Source organism: Acidovorax sp. 35-64-16 (genome assembly GCF_002281195.1).
Classification (GTDB): Bacteria; Pseudomonadota; Gammaproteobacteria; order Burkholderiales; family Burkholderiaceae_C; genus Acidovorax; species Acidovorax defluvii.
The window spans coordinates 1-15,441 of sequence record NZ_NCFM01000018.1 but is presented as its reverse complement, the minus strand read 5'-3'; the positions used below and the strand labels follow the sequence as shown (position 1 = coordinate 15,441).

At 64.8% G+C, this 15,441-nt stretch carries 15 protein-coding genes; 4 read left to right on the top strand and 11 right to left on the bottom strand.

Going from position 1 to position 15,441, the window contains the following annotated elements:
• Positions 1-51 precede the first annotated feature (51 nt).
• Complete coding sequence (gene msbA, locus B7Y64_RS12490) at positions 52-1,839, top strand: lipid A export permease/ATP-binding protein MsbA (protein WP_291329041.1); 1,788 nt, start codon at positions 52-54, stop codon at positions 1,837-1,839.
• A gap of 43 nt (positions 1,840-1,882) precedes the next feature.
• On the opposite strand, the gene B7Y64_RS12485 is transcribed toward msbA, so the two are convergent.
• The 6 genes from B7Y64_RS12485 to mltG form a co-directional block, all read right to left on the bottom strand.
• A complete protein-coding gene (locus B7Y64_RS12485; RefSeq protein ID WP_291327264.1) occupies positions 1,883-2,554 on the bottom strand; it encodes an ankyrin repeat domain-containing protein in 672 nt (223 codons plus the stop codon).
• Positions 2,551-3,357, bottom strand: a complete 807-nt coding sequence (locus B7Y64_RS12480; RefSeq protein ID WP_114654845.1) for a TatD family hydrolase — start codon at positions 3,355-3,357, stop codon at positions 2,551-2,553. Before B7Y64_RS12480 ends, B7Y64_RS12485 begins: the two co-directional genes overlap by 4 nt.
• Before the next feature lie 62 nt (positions 3,358-3,419).
• Positions 3,420-3,779: a PilZ domain-containing protein gene (locus B7Y64_RS12475; protein WP_024814905.1), complete on the bottom strand. Its 360-nt coding sequence runs from the start codon at positions 3,777-3,779 to the stop codon at positions 3,420-3,422.
• Between the two features lie 16 nt (positions 3,780-3,795).
• On the bottom strand, positions 3,796-4,803 hold the full coding sequence (locus B7Y64_RS12470) for a DNA polymerase III subunit delta' (RefSeq protein WP_291327266.1): 1,008 nt from the start codon (positions 4,801-4,803) through the stop codon (positions 3,796-3,798).
• On the bottom strand, positions 4,800-5,477 hold the full coding sequence (gene tmk / locus B7Y64_RS12465) for a dTMP kinase (protein ID WP_291327268.1): 678 nt from the start codon (positions 5,475-5,477) through the stop codon (positions 4,800-4,802). The genes B7Y64_RS12470 and tmk overlap by 4 nt, the downstream gene beginning before the upstream one ends.
• Positions 5,478-5,542: 65 nt before the next feature.
• On the bottom strand, positions 5,543-6,571 hold the full coding sequence (mltG, locus tag B7Y64_RS12460) for an endolytic transglycosylase MltG (protein WP_291327270.1): 1,029 nt from the start codon (positions 6,569-6,571) through the stop codon (positions 5,543-5,545).
• 9 nt (positions 6,572-6,580) lie between these two features.
• On the opposite strand from mltG, the gene B7Y64_RS12455 reads away from it, so the two are divergent.
• Positions 6,581-7,495, top strand: a complete 915-nt coding sequence (locus B7Y64_RS12455; protein WP_291329039.1) for a folate-binding protein — start codon at positions 6,581-6,583, stop codon at positions 7,493-7,495.
• 262 nt (positions 7,496-7,757) lie between these two features.
• Here the strand turns inward: B7Y64_RS12455 and B7Y64_RS12450 are convergent, their stop codons facing one another.
• Positions 7,758-8,291, bottom strand: a complete 534-nt coding sequence (locus B7Y64_RS12450) for an anti-sigma factor (RefSeq protein WP_291329037.1) — start codon at positions 8,289-8,291, stop codon at positions 7,758-7,760.
• Between the two features lie 185 nt (positions 8,292-8,476).
• Here B7Y64_RS12450 and B7Y64_RS12445 point away from each other — a divergent pair, with 185 nt between their 5' ends.
• Entirely contained in the window at positions 8,477-10,033 is a 1,557-nt protein-coding gene (locus B7Y64_RS12445; protein WP_291325462.1) for an NYN domain-containing protein, read from the top strand.
• A gap of 74 nt (positions 10,034-10,107) precedes the next feature.
• Here the strand turns inward: B7Y64_RS12445 and egtB are convergent, their stop codons facing one another.
• The 4 genes from egtB to B7Y64_RS12425 form a co-directional block, all read right to left on the bottom strand.
• Positions 10,108-11,349, bottom strand: a complete 1,242-nt coding sequence (egtB, locus tag B7Y64_RS12440) for an ergothioneine biosynthesis protein EgtB (protein WP_291325464.1) — start codon at positions 11,347-11,349, stop codon at positions 10,108-10,110.
• A 26-nt stretch (positions 11,350-11,375) separates the two neighbouring features.
• On the bottom strand, positions 11,376-12,293 hold the full coding sequence (egtD, locus tag B7Y64_RS12435) for an L-histidine N(alpha)-methyltransferase (protein WP_291325404.1): 918 nt from the start codon (positions 12,291-12,293) through the stop codon (positions 11,376-11,378).
• A gap of 367 nt (positions 12,294-12,660) precedes the next feature.
• Complete coding sequence (locus tag B7Y64_RS12430; RefSeq protein ID WP_291325403.1) at positions 12,661-13,257, bottom strand: OmpW family outer membrane protein; 597 nt, start codon at positions 13,255-13,257, stop codon at positions 12,661-12,663.
• 143 nt (positions 13,258-13,400) lie between these two features.
• The gene (locus B7Y64_RS12425) at positions 13,401-14,390 is read right to left on the bottom strand and encodes a DUF808 domain-containing protein (protein ID WP_291325402.1); all 990 of its coding nucleotides are present in this window, start codon (positions 14,388-14,390) and stop codon (positions 13,401-13,403) included.
• Between the two features lie 233 nt (positions 14,391-14,623).
• On the opposite strand from B7Y64_RS12425, the gene B7Y64_RS12420 reads away from it, so the two are divergent.
• Complete coding sequence (locus B7Y64_RS12420) at positions 14,624-15,355, top strand: methyltransferase domain-containing protein (RefSeq protein WP_291329035.1); 732 nt, start codon at positions 14,624-14,626, stop codon at positions 15,353-15,355.
• Positions 15,356-15,441 lie beyond the last annotated feature (86 nt).

Genomic DNA, 15,441 nt, shown 5'->3' with positions numbered 1-15,441 from the left:
CTGTGACAAACTGTGCGATGGGCCCGCAGCGAATCGTAGAATCCGGGCCACATGCACGCCACCGATACGAACGCCCAGGCCGCTGCCACCCAGCCTGCTTCGCCCCCCAACCTGCGCGCCCGGCTGGCGCGGCTCTCGACCTATTTTGGGCACCAGCGCCTCGCCTGGGTGGTTGCCGTTGTGGCAACCCTGGTGGGCGCAGCGACCGAGCCGCTCATTCCTGCCTTGCTGCAACCGCTGCTCGACCGCGGTTTCACCCAGGGCACGCTGCAGTTGTGGATGGTGCCAGTTGCCATTCTGGGCGTTTTTCTGGTGCGGGGAATTGCACAGTTCGTTGCCCAATACGCACTGGCGCGCATTGCCAACGAAGGCATGCTCGCGCTGCGGCAAGCGTTGTTTGACCGCGTGCTGGCAGCAGAAATGGCCCTTTTCAGCCGCCAGTCGGCCAGTGCGCTCTCGAACACGGTGGTGTACGAGGTACAGACGGGCTCCACCCTGCTGGTGCAGGCGTTGCTGGGCCTGTCGCGCGACGGCTTCACGCTCATCGCATTGCTGGGCTATCTGCTTTACCTGAACTGGCAGCTCACGCTGATTGTGGCCGTGGTGGTGCCCGGCGTCGCCTGGATCATGAAGACGCTGTCCCGTCGCCTGTATAGCCTGACCAAAAGCAGCCAGCAGGCGACCGACGAACTGGCCTATGTGGTGGAAGAAAACGTTCTGGCGCATCGCATGGTGCGCCTGCACGGGGCGCAAGCGGGTCAGGCCGAACGCTTTGGCCGCCTGAGCCGAAGCCTGCGTCGGCTGGCCATCAAATCGACCATTGCATCGTCGTCCATGACGCCGCTCACCCAGTTGCTGGCCGCCGCCGCACTCTCGACGGTGATCTGCATCGCCCTGTGGCAAAACCGGGGAGCGGTGGACACACGGGAGGTGACGGTGGGCGGCTTTGTCGCGTTCATCACGGCAATGCTCATGCTGATTGCACCCATCCGCCGGCTGGCCGACGTGGCCAACCCGATCACACGCGGCCTGGCGGCACTGGAGCGGGGCCTGGCGCTGCTGAGCGATGCCGAGGCGGAAACGGGCGGCCTTTACACCGTAGAGCGGGCCAAAGGCGCACTCACCCTGCAGGATGTGACGGTGAGCTTTGGCCCAGAGCATGCGCCCGCCCTGGACCGTGTGAGCCTGACGGTGCAACCGGGCGAGATCGTGGCGCTGGTGGGCCCGTCAGGCGCAGGCAAGACCACCCTGGTGAACCTGCTGCCGCGTTTCGTGAGTCCCTCGTCGGGCCAGATCCTGCTGGACGGCCACCCCTTGAGCGACTGGCGCCTTGATGCCCTGCGCTCGCAATTTGCGATGGTCAGCCAGGATGTGGTGATGTTCAACGACAGCATTGCCGCCAACGTGGCCCTGGGCAGCCCCATCATCGAACAACGGGTGCACGACTGCCTTGCCGCCGCGAACCTTGCAGAACATATTGCAGCCCTGCCCCAGGGCGTCCACACCGTGGTGGGCCACAACGCCGCCCAGCTTTCGGGCGGACAACGCCAGCGTCTGGCGATTGCACGGGCGCTTTACAAGGATGCGCCCATCCTCATCCTCGATGAGGCAACCTCCGCGCTGGACACCGAGTCTGAACGCCTGGTGCAGGACGCCCTGCAGCGGCTCATGCGCGGCCGCACCACACTGGTCATCGCCCACCGCCTGTCCACCATCGAACACGCCGACCGCGTGGTGGTGATGGAGCGAGGCCGCATTGCAGAGCAAGGCACACACAGCGCTTTGCTGGCCAGCGGCGGGATCTATGCCCGCCTGCAAAACCGCCCCGCAGCCGGCTAAAAAAGACCCGAGGGCCTGCGCACCCGGTTGCCCGGGTTGCCACTTACCATTTGCCGCGGTTGGGCTGGCGGCGGCGAATCGCTGTGGCGATGGCCTGTGCCGCCTCGCTGCGACTGACGCGCAGCGCAAAATCGGTGGCAGTCAGCCCCAGCTGGTTTTTCAGCGCCGGATCGGCCCCCTCGTCCAGCAACAACTGCAAGGCTTCCCTTGTGCCGTATTGCGCCGCCATCATCAAAGGCGTAGAGCCATTGGGCGATGCCGCATCGATGTAGGCATGGTTCTCCAGCAACAAGGCCAAGATGCGCGTGTGCTCGGGCGTGGTGCCCGACGCGGCATAGTGCAGCGCCGTCCAGCCCGGTTTGTTGATATCGGCGTCGCGCGCAATCAGCGCCTTGACGGCCTCGATGTTGCCCTTGATGGCGGCCAGCATCAGCGGGCTTTCGTCCTGCGCATTGCGGGCTTCCACATTTAGCTGCCGCGCGCCCATCAGCGCCATGAAGGCATTGTGGGATTCCAGCTGCAACGCCATCGACAAACCTACCTGCCCCTTGGGGTCGCGCGTGTTGGGGTCAAAGCCCCGCCGCAGCAACGCGGAAATGGCGGCCCCGTCATCGCGCCGGATGGCCGTGAAAAAGTCTTCGTAAGAGCCCGCTTGCGCCGTGGCAGTGACCGCCACCAGCACCAGGGCCAAAACGGAACGGCGTTGCAGACTCATGCCACCACTCCTTTGAACAATGTCTCGAAATTGCGGCTGGTGGCCTGCGCCACCGCCTCCAGCGGGATACCACGGGTTTGTGCAATCTGGCGGGCCACCAGGGGCACATAGGACGGGTTGTTGGTCTTGCCCCGGTAGGGCACGGGCGCGAGGTAAGGGCTGTCGGTTTCGATCAACATGCGATCCATGGGCACAAAGGCGGCCACGTCGCGCAGATCCTGCGCACTCTTGAAGGTGACGATGCCCGAGAACGAAATGTAGTACCCCAGGTCCAGCGCGGCCCGCGCCACCTGCATCGACTCGGTAAAGCAGTGGAACACGCCACCGGCACGATTGCCCGCGCCATCTTCGCCCTCTTCGCGCAGGATGGCCAGGGTGTCATCCGAGGCGCTGCGGGTGTGGATCACCAGCGGTTTGCCGCAGGCCCGTGCTGCACGGATATGGGTGCGAAAGCGCTCACGCTGCCATTCCATATCGGCAATGCTGCGCCCGCCCTTGCGGTCTTCCATGCCGTAGTAGTCCAGGCCCGTTTCGCCAATCGCCACCACGCGGGGCAGCGCGGCGCGGTCCAGCAGGTCTTGCACCGATGGCTCGGTCACGCCCTCGTTGTCGGGGTGCACACCCACCGTGCTCCAGAAGTTGTCATGGGCCAGCGCGAGTGCATGCACATCGTCGAATTCTTCCATGGTGGTGCAGATGCACAGGGCGCGCTCGACCTGCGCCTCCTGCATGGCCTGGCGAATGGCGGGCAGCTGGCTGAGCAGTTCTGTAAAGGTGAGGTGGCAGTGCGAATCGGTAAACATGCGGTTTCAAAACAAAAAAGCCGACCCGCCAGCGCGGGTCGGCACAAGATCAGACCATGCAATCAAATGGTTTGCGTGGGACGTTCCGACCCCAGGGCCGTGCCCAGCAGCTCCTCGATCTTGGCCTTGAGCTGCCGCGATTTTTCATCTTTGGGGAACTGGATGCCAACTCCCTGTGTGCGGTTGCCCGCTGCGCGAGGGGGAGTGACCCACGCCACGCGGCCAGCCACGGGATAGCGCTGGGTGTCGTCGGGCAGGGTCAGCAGCACATACACATCGTCACCCAGCTTGTAGTCGCGCGGCGTGGGAACAAAAATGCCCCCTTCCACAAAAAAAGGAATGTAGGCCGCGTACAAGGCCGCCTTTTCCTTGATGGCCAGCTGCATGACACTGGGACGGGGCGCTGTGGATGGACTGCTCATGGTGATGGGGTCGGCTTCAGTGCCTTGAGTGTAGGGTGTTTCGCGCCTGGGCTACAAGCGCCTCCAGCATCAGGCCGGCATTGAACGGATGGTCGGCCGTGCGTGCGGCCTTGGCCAGGGCGCGCGACCAGCGCGTGAGAGCCCCCAACGGCGGCGGCTTGGGCAGGTCGCCGGACGCGAAATAGCGCGGAGCAGCGCCCACACTGGCAGCCAGCAGGTCGTGGCACAGCTTTTGAAGGGCATCAATCACCTGGGCCGGTGCCCAATCGCCCAGCGCCGCCACGTCGCCGCGCGCAATGGCCTGGGGCAAAGCGGCCCACGACTGCGGACTGCGCCCCGAACGGGCCAGTGCCAGGGCGTCGTCCGGCCGGCCGCCCGCAGCGCGCAGATGCGCCGCTGCGGCCGCAGGCTCGACCCCCTGCGCCGCCAGCCACTGCAGCATCTCGGCCTCGGCGGGCCAGACCATGGCGTGGCCCAGGCAGCGGCTGCGGATGGTGGGAAGCAGCTGGTGCGCGGCCTCACTGGCCAGAACAAAACGCACGTCGCCCGGCGGCTCCTCCAGGGTCTTGAGGAGCGCATTGGCCGTGATGTGGTTCATCTGCTCGGCCGGATACACCAGTACCGCCTTGCCCCGCCCGCGGGCCGACGTGCGCTGCGAAAACTCCACCGCATCGCGCATGGCCTCCACGCGGATTTCGCGGCTGGGCTTGCGCTTTTTATCGTCAATGTCGGCCTGGGCTTTCTCCGACAGGGGCCAGCCCAGCGCCAGCATGTGCACCTCGGGCATCAGCACGCACAGGTCGGCATGGGTGCGTACATCGATGGCATGGCAACTGCCGCACCGGCCGCAAGCGCCCTGGGCCGTGGGGGCATCGCACAGCCAAGCACGCACCAACTCCATGCCCAGGGCGTACTGGCCCAGCCCCGAAGGGCCTTGCAGCAGCCAGGCATGGCCACGCTGCGCCAGCAGGCTGGCGCGCTGTGCGGCAATCCAGGGTTCGAGGGCCACGGCACTCTCGGTCATTGCGGGCCTCCCTGGCTGGCCACCATGATCGCCAGCCACCCCTTGCGCACAAATACGCTGGTGAGCTGCTGCCACACGCGATGGCGCTCCTGTGCAGCATCCAGGCGCACGAAGCGCTGGGGCGCGGCGGCAGCCCGGTCTGCGTAGCCCTGGGCCACGCGGCGGAAGAACTCCACGGGCTGGGCTTCAAAACGGTCGGGAACACGGGCACCGGCAAGGCGCTCGGCGGCCACCTCGGGGGCCAGATCAAACCACACCGTCAGATCGGGTTCACGCATCAAATCGACCTCTGGCCCAAGCCCCGTCTGCGCAAAGCGCTCCAAGATTGATAGCACCCCAAGATCGAAGCCCCGCCCTGCCCCCTGGTAGGCAAAGGTCGCGTCGGTGAAACGGTCGCATAACACCACATCGCCACGCGCGAGCGCGGGCTCGATGACGTTGCGCAGGTGATCGCGGCGGGCGGCAAAAATCAGCAGCGATTCGGTCAGCGCATCCATGGGGTCGTTCAGCACCATGTCGCGCAGCTTCTCGGCCAGCGGCGTGCCACCGGGCTCGCGGCTGACGGTCACGGTGCGGCCCTGTGCGCGAAAGGCTTCGGCCAGCCCCCCGATGTGCGAGGACTTGCCTGCGCCGTCGATGCCTTCAAAGGTGATGAACAGACCGGGTCGTGACATGAAAACCTTGGTTGAATCGTTGCGGGCCGGCTGGTGTGAGGCGCGCGGAAAATCCCGCGTGCCGCTCACTGCCCCCGCTGATAGCGGTTGACCGCGCGGTTGTGCTCGTCCAGCGAGGCGCTGAAATGGCTGGTGCCATCGCCCTTGGCCACAAAGTACAGTGCGCGCGTGGGCTCGGGCTGCACCGCCGCCAGCAGCGATGCCTTGCCGGGCATGGCAATCGGCGTGGGCGGCAGGCCCGCGCGGGTGTAGGTGTTCCAGGGCGTGTCGGTCTGAAGATCGCGGCGGCGCAGGTTGCCGTCAAACTTCTCGCCCAGCCCGTAGATTACCGTCGGGTCGGTCTGCAGCAGCATGCCCACCCGCAGGCGGTTGGTGAACACGCCGGCAATCTGCCCACGGTCACTGGCCCGGCCGGTTTCCTTTTCGACAATGCTGGCCAAAATAAGCGCTTGCTCCGCCGATTTCAGGGGCGTGTCGGCAGCGCGCTGCGCCCAGGCGGCTTCAAGGCGGCGGTCCATGGCGTGCAGGGCGCGGCGCAACAGGGCAATGTCGCTCGACCCCTTGGCATAGGCATAGGTGTCGGGGAAAAACCGCCCCTCGGGATGCATACCCGGGCGCCCAAGCTGCGCCATCAGTTCTGCATCGGTAAGCCGGGCGGAGTCGGGCTGGAGCTGGTCCTCCCTGGCCAGGGCCTGCCGCACCTGGCGCCAGTTCAAGCCTTCCACCAGCGTGAAGGCGCGCAGCGCCTCTTCGCCGCGAGCCAGCTTTTGCAGCAGGGTGACGGGGGTGGTGCCCGGCGGGATTTCGTAATTGCCAGCCTTGATGGCACGGTCTTGCCCCGAAAGGCGGAACCAGGCATACAGCAGGCGCGCATCGGTGTTGACGCCCGCAGCCACCACATCGCGGGCCACACCGCGCGCCGTGGTGCCGGGCTCGATGGCAAGCTCCAGCGCCTGCGTGCCTGCACCCGCCATGGGCAGCGGCTGGTGCAGCCACCAGTAGGCAACGCCACCCAGTGCGATCCCAACCACCACGATGAAAGCCAGTAAACGTCGCACAACCCTGCCGTCTGTATGTATGAAGCAGCGCATCATAATTCAGCGATGACTTACCCACTGAATGGCATTGCCCCCCTGTCCCATCTCGGCGTGATTCGCGTGGAAGGCGAAGACGCCGCCAAGTTTCTGCACGGCCAGCTCACCCAGGATTTCGCCTTGCTCGACCTGCAGCACGCCCGCCTGGCCGCTTTTTTGTCAGCCAAAGGCCGCATGCAGGCCAGTTTCATCGGCTTCAAGCGCAGCGAGACCGAGGTGCTGCTGGTTTGCAGCCGCGACCTGCTGGCGCCCACGCTCAAGCGCCTGTCGATGTTTGTGATGCGCGCCAAGGCCCGGCTGAGCGATGCCACAGCCGACTACGCGCTGTACGGAGTGGCCGGAGAAGCTATCAATTCAGTAGCTGGTGGCGCACAACCCGCATGGACAAAAGCCGATTTTGGCTTGTCAACGGTAGTGCACCTGTATCCTGCCCTCGGCCAGCCCCGTGCCTTGTGGGTGGTCCCCGCTGCCGAGCCAGCCCCCGCTGGCCCGGCGCTGGATGTGGCCCTGTGGATGTGGAGCGAAGTGCAAAGCGGCGTTGCCACGCTCGCGGCGCCGTTGGTCGAAGCCTTTGTGCCGCAGATGCTCAATTACGAATCGGTGGGGGGCGTGAACTTCAAGAAGGGCTGCTACCCGGGCCAGGAAGTCGTGGCGCGCAGCCAGTTCCGCGGCACGCTCAAGCGCCGCGCCTTCATTGCGCACGCCCCGGCCGATGTGGTGGCAGGTGCCGAGGTTTTTGCGGCCAGCGACCTGGAGCAGCCTTGCGGCACCGTGGTGCAGGTGGCACCGGCGCCCGATGGCGGTGTGGATGCCATTGTGTCGCTGCAAATTGCCGCCGCGCAAGAAGCGCTGCAAGTGGGGGCAGTGGGTGGCGTGCCCCTCACGCTGGCCGCATTGCCCTACCCGCTGCTCGACGATATTTGACGATCTTGGGCAATTTGCTATGAATTAAATAGCTTATTGCGCTTGCTCTTCATTGCTTTTAAGTGATAAACCGATTGAAAATCAAACCAGACAAGCGCTGGCAGCTATTTTTTATATAGCAACAATCCGAGCGTTTTCACCCATGGTGCAGCAGCTGACCACGCACGCCATCTCGGGACCAGTCCCACAGGATCCAACAGACACGTTTGCGACCAACAGGCTGCGTACTCTTGCCGCCCGCAAACCTGCCCAGTGCTGGCGCTCAGAGGGCCTTTTTGACCAGCCCGCCCTTGAACAGGTAAGGAAGCCGTGGCCCGCGCCCCTCGGCGGAGCCACCCTTGTCTTCCACGCTGATGGCCAGCTCTTGCACGCCCGCCAACGCAGTGGCGGCGGCAGGCAACTGCAGGGTCTTGTAGGGGCTGGCAATCACGCCCAGCGAGCGTGGGGGTTTGTCACCATCGAGCGCCCACAGCTGCATGCTGTCTTCCCGCCCCTCGCGCACGTCGTTCAGGCGCTGCAGCTGCAACACACTGCCCTGCGTGTCGGCAGTTACCAGCAAAGCCGGCAGGTGCCGGTCGTCCAGCAGCACCGAAAGGTATTGCACCTGGGCCACCGCCGCCACCTTGGTCTGCAGGTGCGCGATTTGCGCCTTGAGTTGTTCGGCCATGCTCGCGCTGGTTGCCCAGGCAATGAACAAAGTCACCAGCAGAAAAATCGCCAGGGCACGCCACCAGGCGCTGACCCCACGGCGGGCCGATGCAGGTGGCGTTGGGGCGATGGACGGGGTGTCGGGCATGTCGAAATCCGTTGGAGCAGCAAGGAACCGTGAGTATGCCCGCGCCCACCGGTGGCTCGGACATCGCCGGACAGCCCCAGAGCGGCCACCAGCCCACCCGCCAGCCAGCCCTGAAACCGGCAATGCGTTTCCATGCCGCCGCGTTTCCGTGTGATGATCCCGCCAGCAACGTGAATGGATACAACATGGCCTCCCCCACCGACAGCATCAGCATGGCACTGTTCTGCGACTTTGAAAACGTCGCCCTTGGAGTGCGTGACGCCAAATACGACAAGTTCGACATCAAGCCGGTGCTCGAACGCCTGCTGCTCAAGGGCTCCATCGTCGTCAAAAAGGCCTATTGCGACTGGGATCGCTACAAGGGCTTCAAGGCCACGATGCATGAAGCCAACTTCGAGCTGATCGAGATTCCCCATGTCCGACAGTCGGGCAAAAACTCGGCCGACATCCGCCTGGTGGTGGACGCGCTGGACCTGTGCTACACCAAGTCGCACGTCAACACCTTTGTGATCATCAGCGGCGATTCCGACTTCTCCCCGCTCGTCTCCAAGCTGCGCGAAAACGCCAAGCAGGTGATCGGTGTGGGCGTCAAGCAGTCCACCTCGGACCTGCTGATTGCCAATTGCGACGAGTTCATTTTCTACGACGATCTGGTGCGTGAAAGCCAGCGCGCGCAAGCCCGGCGCCAGCCTTCCGATGCGGCACCCCAGGCCCGGCGCTCGCCCGAGGAAGAGCGCAACCGCAAGGAAGCACAAGAGTCGCGCCGTACCCAGGGCATCGAACTGGCCGTGGAGACGTTTGATGCACTGGTCTCCGAGCGCGGCGACAGCGGCAAGATCTGGGCTTCGGTGCTCAAGGAAGCCATCAAACGCCGCAAACCCGACTTCAGCGAAACCTATTACGGTTTTCGGGCCTTTGGCAACCTGCTGGAAGAAGCCCAGGAGCGCGGCTTGCTGGAGTTTGGCCGGGACGAAAAATCGGGCGCCTACGTGTTTCGCAGCCATGGCAGCAGCGGCGCCCCCCGCGCCCGGCCCGACACGGCAGGTGAAAACCCGATGACGGGCTATTTCCGCCAGAACGCCCCCCAGCCCCCGAGAGAGCCCGGCGCTGACAGCCACGGGCCACGCCAGCGCGGACGTGGCGGCCGATCCGGGCACGCAGCATCATCCGACCCGCGCGAATTGCCCCCCATGCTTCACGCCAGCGACGACGGATTGGCAGGTGAAGACCCATCGTTCAGCGCGATGCCGCGCGACAACGACGGCACTGCGGCGCTTCATGCGCTAGGCGATGCACCGATGGGTTCACCAATGAATGCGCCGGTCAGTGCACCGGTCCGTGCGCAGCTGGATGTGCCGCAAGAAAGGCCAGTGGGCGGTTATTTTCGGCAGCAGCCGCGCACGACGGAACCGCCCGCCATGGAACCGCGCACACTGGAGCGCCCAGCCCATGAGCAGCCCACCGAAGCGCCCAAACCCCTGGCGCCCGCCACATCCGCCACGTCCGCCGAACCCGCGCGCGGCCGTGCGCGCAGCCGCAAGCCGGTGACGCAACCGGTCGAGGCGGTTGCGCCTGTGGCGGCCACGGCGGCACAGGGTCCGCACGATGCGCCCTCCAGCTCGGCCCGTGCCTCCAGTGCAGCGCCGAAGGCTTCAGCAGAAAGCGAATCCGAGTCACCCAAAAAAGCCCCTGCCCGGCCACGCCGGCCGCGCAAGCCTGCGCAGGACACCGGGGCCGACTGACCCACAGCCAACGCAACCCCCAGCGGGCGCCACGGTCTCGGACCGTGGGGCGACGTGGGGACGTTTCAGAAGCGTCAGGCGTCTCTGGCCAGCCGCACCCCCGAAAACTGCCAGCGCGCCGTGGCCGGGAAAAAATTGCGGTAGCTGGCGCGTGCATGGCCGGCCGGCGTGGCGCACGAGCTGCCCCGCAGCACATACTGGTTCACCATGAACTTGCCGTTGTATTCGCCCACGGCGCCTTCTGCGGCTCTGAAACCGGGGTATGGCGCGTAGCTCGATTGCGTCCACTGCCACGCCTCACCAAACAGCTGCTCCAGGCCGAGGCCCCGTGCCGCACTGGGGTGCAGCGCGTCTGTGTGGGGAGCACGGGTGGTGCCTGAAGCCAGCGGTGCCGCGGCGTGCTCCCACTCGGCCTCGGTGGGCAGGCGCGCACCTGCCCAGCGCGCGTAGGCGTCCGCCTCGAAATACGAAAGGTGCACCACGGGCTGCCCATGGCGCAACGGGCCCAGCCCTGCCAGGGAGAACTGGTGCCATCCGGCACCGACACGCTGCCAATACAAAGGCGCCTCCAGCCCGTGGGCAACGCGCCAGTCCCAGCCTTCGGCCAGCCAATGGGCAGGATTGCGGTAACCGCCATCGTCCACAAAGGCAGCAAACTCGGCATTGGTGACAAGGCGTGATGCCAGTGCATACGGATGCAGATACACCGTGTGGCGGGGACTCTCGTTGTCAAACGCAAAGCTGTCGCCCACATGGCCTATTTCGGTAAGCCCGCCGGCAAACGCATGCCAGACCAGCGGCGGTGCGGCTTCTGCATCGGCGGCCACTGACTGCGGCGAACGGTAGGCCGGATGCATCGGGTTGCTCGACAGCAAATGCTGGATGTCGGTCACCAGCAACTCCTGGTGCTGCTGCTCGTGCTGCAAGCCCAGCTCTACCAGTGCGCACAGTGCCGCATCCTGCCCCGGCGTGGACAAAAGGTGCAGCATGCGCGCATCCACATCGGCCCGGTACACCAGCACCTCGGCCAGCGAGGGGCGCGTGATCAGACCGCGCTGCGCCCGCGGGTAGCGGGCGCCGACACCGTTGTAATACGAGTTGAACAAGACCCTGAAGGAGGGCTCGAACGGTGCAAAACCAGGCTCGTGCGCCTCCAGCACAAAGGTTTCAAAAAACCAGGTGGCGTGGGCCAGATGCCATTTGGCCGGGCTGGCGTCGGGCATGGACTGGGCGGTGCAGTCTTCGGGCGACAGGGGCTGCACCAGCCCGGTGGTGTGGCGGCGCACTTCGGTGTAGCGGGAAATCAACGAATTCATGGCCAGGCAGCGCTTCAGCAGAGGGTTCAGGGGCGGGCGTGCACCACGGCAAACCAGCCCCGCTCGTCGGTCCATGCCTGCGCATGGGAGAAACCCGCCTGGGCCAGCATGTCGGTGAACACGGCAAGGGGGTATTTGTAGCTGTTTTCGGTGTGGATGCGCTCGCCCATGGCAAACCGGCGCTCGCCACCCGGCCAGCGCACGCAAATTGGTGCGAGCGCCTCCAGATGCATCTCGATGCGCGATGCTTGCTGGTTGAAGAACGCCCGGTGGCCCCACTGGTCTTCCACAAAATCACTGCCGATCAGGCGGTTGAGGTGCGTGAGCACGTTGCGATTGAAAGCCGCCGTCACGCCCGCTGCATCGTCGTAGGCGGCCTCCAGCACCGCCACATCCTTGGGCAGATCGATGCCGATCAGCAGGCCACCATCGCCATCCACCAGGGCGCGCATGTGCCGCAACAACTCCAGCGCCTGGGTCGGGTCAAAGTTGCCGATGGAGGAGCCCGGATAAAACACCAGGCGCGCGGCCCGTGGAATGTCGGAGGGCAGCACGACGCCCTGGGTCATGTCGCCACCCACCGCTCGCGCATCCAGCCCTGGCATGTCAGCACGCAGGCGCAGCACGGCCTCTTGCAAAAAATCGACCGAGATATCCACCCCCACAAAACAGGCGGGCCGCACCCAGGCGCACAACGCGCGGGCCTTCTCGCAGCTGCCGGCGCCCAGCTCGATCACGGTGCGCACGGCGCCCAGATGCCGGGCCATGTCGGCCGCATGCCGCTGCATCAGGGCCGTCTCGGTGCGCGTGGGGTAGTACTCGGGCAGGCGGGTGATGGCTTCGAACAATTGCGAGCCCCGCTGGTCGTAGAAGTATTTGGGTGAGATGCGCGCGGGACGCTGGCTCAGGCCGTCGGTGATGTCGCTGGGGCGGTTCAGGGGCATGGCGGTGTGCGTCGGGTGTTGGGCATGGGGTGGTGAACGATGCCACAGGCTACCCCCACTGCGTTCACCCCGGGTGACAGCCTGCAACCACGGGGCGCGCAGGATTGCGCCGACACGGAATCGCGCTGGCCCACTTTTCATCCGGGAGAGTTCGATACGATCTCAAGCATTTTCAGGCTCTAGACCAATACTATCAAGCGCTAATAGCTATTATTTATATAGCGTTTTTTCAATCAATACCCAGCGCCGACAGACCGCCGCGTCACGGCCCACCGGTGGAAACCACCAAAAAAAAGGCCGGCGCACGCGCCAGCCCTTTTGACCTTGGAGTCTGATGGCAAGGCGCTGCTCGCGCAGCGCCGTTGCATCAGAAGCGCCAGCCGAGGCCCACGCCCACCAGCACGGGGTCCACCTTGAACGTGCCCTGCTTGGCACCGCCAGCGAACACGTCGGTCTTGATGTAAACCTTCTTCACGTCGAAGTTCAGATACAGGTTTTTGGACAGTGGAACGTCCACGCCGACCTGCAGGGCACCGCCCCAGCTGTTGCGGTCGATGTCCACACCGGCGGGCAGGTTCACGTTGGAAAAGCGCGTGTAGTTGACACCGGCGCCCACATAGGGCTTGAAGCCAGGGGCGTCAAAGTGGTATTGCAACAGCAGCGAAGGCGGCAGGTGCTTGAGCGAGCCGATGCGGCCACCCAGAACGCTGGAGCTCAGGTCGTGCTTTTGCGGCACCGTGAGGATCAACTCGGCAGCCACGTTCTTGTTGAAGAAATACGAGATGTCAACTTCAGGAATCGTCTTGTTGTTGACCGACAGGCCCAGGCCCGTGCTGTCCTTGTTGGCGCTGTCCAGATGGACGGCGCGCACGCGCACAAGCCAAGGGCTCTCGGCTTGCTGCGCAAAAGCAGCGCCGGAGGTCAATGCGCACAAAACGGCTACAGCCAGCAGATTTTTTTTCATACAGAACCCAATGCGGTTAAACGGGGACGGCCCCCGTACCGCAATTGAGCCTGTTAGCAAAATGGTCAACCTTGCCTCAGATCAAACTCTTGGTAGTTACCCGAAGACGGAGCACCCGGGCCTTCCGGGTCACTTCAGGGTCCTCAGTGCGCCTTGGCGCCCTTGCGCAGCCGGGCCACCACGGTCACTACCGCCACCACCAGGCCACCGGCCACGATGCCGACAACCGCGTTCAGCAGGTTGGGAACCACCACCGCCCACAGACCACCCACCGGCCAAAGGGCAGCCGCTGCACCCACGCCCTCCACGGCATGGTGCAGCGCTGGAACCCCATGCACCAGAATCCCGCCGCCCACCAGAAACATGGCCGCCGTGCCCGCCACCGACAGCGTCTTCATCAGCCAGGGCGCCGCGCGCACAATGCCTGCGCCCACAGCGCGGGCTGCTGCGCCCGGCTTCTGGTTGAGCCACAGCCCCAGGTCGTCAAGCTTGACGATGCCCGCCACCAGGCCGTAAACACCCACCGTCATGGCCAGCGCAATGCCCACGAGCACCGTCACCTGCTGCACAAACGGCGCACCCGCCACCGTGCCCAGGGTAATGGCGATGATTTCCGCCGACAGGATGAAATCGGTGCGAACGGCGCCCTTGATCTTGTCTTTTTCGAAAGCCACCAGGTCCACAGCCGGGTTGGCGTTGGCCTTCACATGGCTTTCGTGCTCGGCCTCTTTTTGGTGCGGGCTGTGCAAATACTTGTGGGCCAGCTTCTCAAACCCCTCAAAGCACAAAAATGCGCCACCCACCATGAGCAGCGGCGTCACCGCCCAGGGCGCAAAGGTGCTGATAAGCAGCGCGGCCGGCACCAGAATCGCCTTATTCACCAGCGAACCCTTGGCCACGGCCCAGACCACCGGAATCTCGCGCTCTGCGCGCACGCCCGTGACCTGCTGGGCATTGAGCGCCAGATCGTCACCAAGCACACCCGCGGTCTTTTGCGCTGCCACCTTGGTCATGACCGACACGTCATCGGCCATGGCAACGCTCTTCTTGGCAGCGACCTTGGTCATGAGGGCCACGTCGTCGAGGATGGTTGCAATGTCGTCCAACAATGCGAGAAGGCTGCCAGCGGCCATGTAAATTCCTTGAAGAAGCAGGTGAAAACAGGAAGGGTCGGGAGAAAAGCATGCGTCCTGCGCGCTGCGTGGCGTGCACTATAGCAACGCACCGTGGCAGCCAAGGCGTCACGCCGCCCCTGCCCCCTGCAGCGCCACGGAATGCCGTGGACGCAAAGGCCATCGACAAGGGGCGCATACTCGCAGGCTCACCCACCACTTCGGGGTCCCTGACATGGCTTCGCGCCCCCGCCATGCCAGGCTATCTCACCAAACAGGAAAGCGTCCCGATTGCGGGCGTGGACAACCTGCTCATCCGCTCGCTTCTCGATCGCCAGCAGTTTTCTGACCCTCTGGGCGTTGCAGAGCGCCTGGGCATCTCGTCTGCAACCTGGCCATTGTTCGGCCTGCTGTGGCCCTCGGGCGCCCAACTGGCGGCACGGATGGCCCTGCGCCCCTTGCGCAAAGACGAGCGGGTGCTGGAAATTGGCTGCGGCCTGGGGCTGGCCAGCCTGGTGTGCCACCGGCGCGGCGTGGATGTCACGGCCAGTGATTGCCACCCGCTGGCCAACCCGTTTTTGCTGGAGAACCTGCGGCTCAACGCCCTGCCCCCGATGAAATACCGCACCGGACAATGGGGAAGCACGCCTTTGGTCGCACAACGGGAACACCCGCACAACGCCCCCTTACTGGCAAGCGCGGTGCAGGGGCAGTTTGATCTGATCATGGGCAGCGATGTGCTGTATGAGCGCGATGTGCGCGCCACGCTGGCCAGTTTCATCGACCGCCATGCGGGCGCGGGTGCACAGATCTGGATCGTGGACCCCAACCGCGGCAACCGCTCGGCATTCAACAAGCAGATGGCGGCCCACGGCTTTGAAGTGACCGAGGAACGGCTGGACCACCCGGTGCGCGGCGATCTGCCCGCCTACAAGGGGCGCTTGCTGGTGTACCAGCGAAATGGTTGTGATGCACCCCCTGAGTAACCGTCTTCAAAGTCAAGCACTATGAAGCGATGCGTCCCAAGGTTTGCCGGTTCTGACCATGGCGTTGAGCATGGTCAGCAGCTTGC

Coding starts and splice junctions, on each gene's coding strand:
- msbA (WP_291329041.1), top strand. CDS start 52: ATGCACGCCACCGATACGAACGCCCAGGCCGCTGCCACCCAGCCTGCT.
- B7Y64_RS12485 (WP_291327264.1), bottom strand. CDS start 2,554: ATGAGTCTGCAACGCCGTTCCGTTTTGGCCCTGGTGCTGGTGGCGGTC.
- B7Y64_RS12480 (WP_114654845.1), bottom strand. CDS start 3,357: ATGTTTACCGATTCGCACTGCCACCTCACCTTTACAGAACTGCTCAGC.
- B7Y64_RS12475 (WP_024814905.1), bottom strand. CDS start 3,779: ATGAGCAGTCCATCCACAGCGCCCCGTCCCAGTGTCATGCAGCTGGCC.
- B7Y64_RS12470 (WP_291327266.1), bottom strand. CDS start 4,803: ATGACCGAGAGTGCCGTGGCCCTCGAACCCTGGATTGCCGCACAGCGC.
- tmk (WP_291327268.1), bottom strand. CDS start 5,477: ATGTCACGACCCGGTCTGTTCATCACCTTTGAAGGCATCGACGGCGCA.
- mltG (WP_291327270.1), bottom strand. CDS start 6,571: ATGATGCGCTGCTTCATACATACAGACGGCAGGGTTGTGCGACGTTTA.
- B7Y64_RS12455 (WP_291329039.1), top strand. CDS start 6,581: ATGACTTACCCACTGAATGGCATTGCCCCCCTGTCCCATCTCGGCGTG.
- B7Y64_RS12450 (WP_291329037.1), bottom strand. CDS start 8,291: ATGCCCGACACCCCGTCCATCGCCCCAACGCCACCTGCATCGGCCCGC.
- B7Y64_RS12445 (WP_291325462.1), top strand. CDS start 8,477: ATGGCCTCCCCCACCGACAGCATCAGCATGGCACTGTTCTGCGACTTT.
- egtB (WP_291325464.1), bottom strand. CDS start 11,349: ATGAATTCGTTGATTTCCCGCTACACCGAAGTGCGCCGCCACACCACC.
- egtD (WP_291325404.1), bottom strand. CDS start 12,293: ATGCCCCTGAACCGCCCCAGCGACATCACCGACGGCCTGAGCCAGCGT.
- B7Y64_RS12430 (WP_291325403.1), bottom strand. CDS start 13,257: ATGAAAAAAAATCTGCTGGCTGTAGCCGTTTTGTGCGCATTGACCTCC.
- B7Y64_RS12425 (WP_291325402.1), bottom strand. CDS start 14,390: ATGGCCGCTGGCAGCCTTCTCGCATTGTTGGACGACATTGCAACCATC.
- B7Y64_RS12420 (WP_291329035.1), top strand. CDS start 14,624: ATGCCAGGCTATCTCACCAAACAGGAAAGCGTCCCGATTGCGGGCGTG.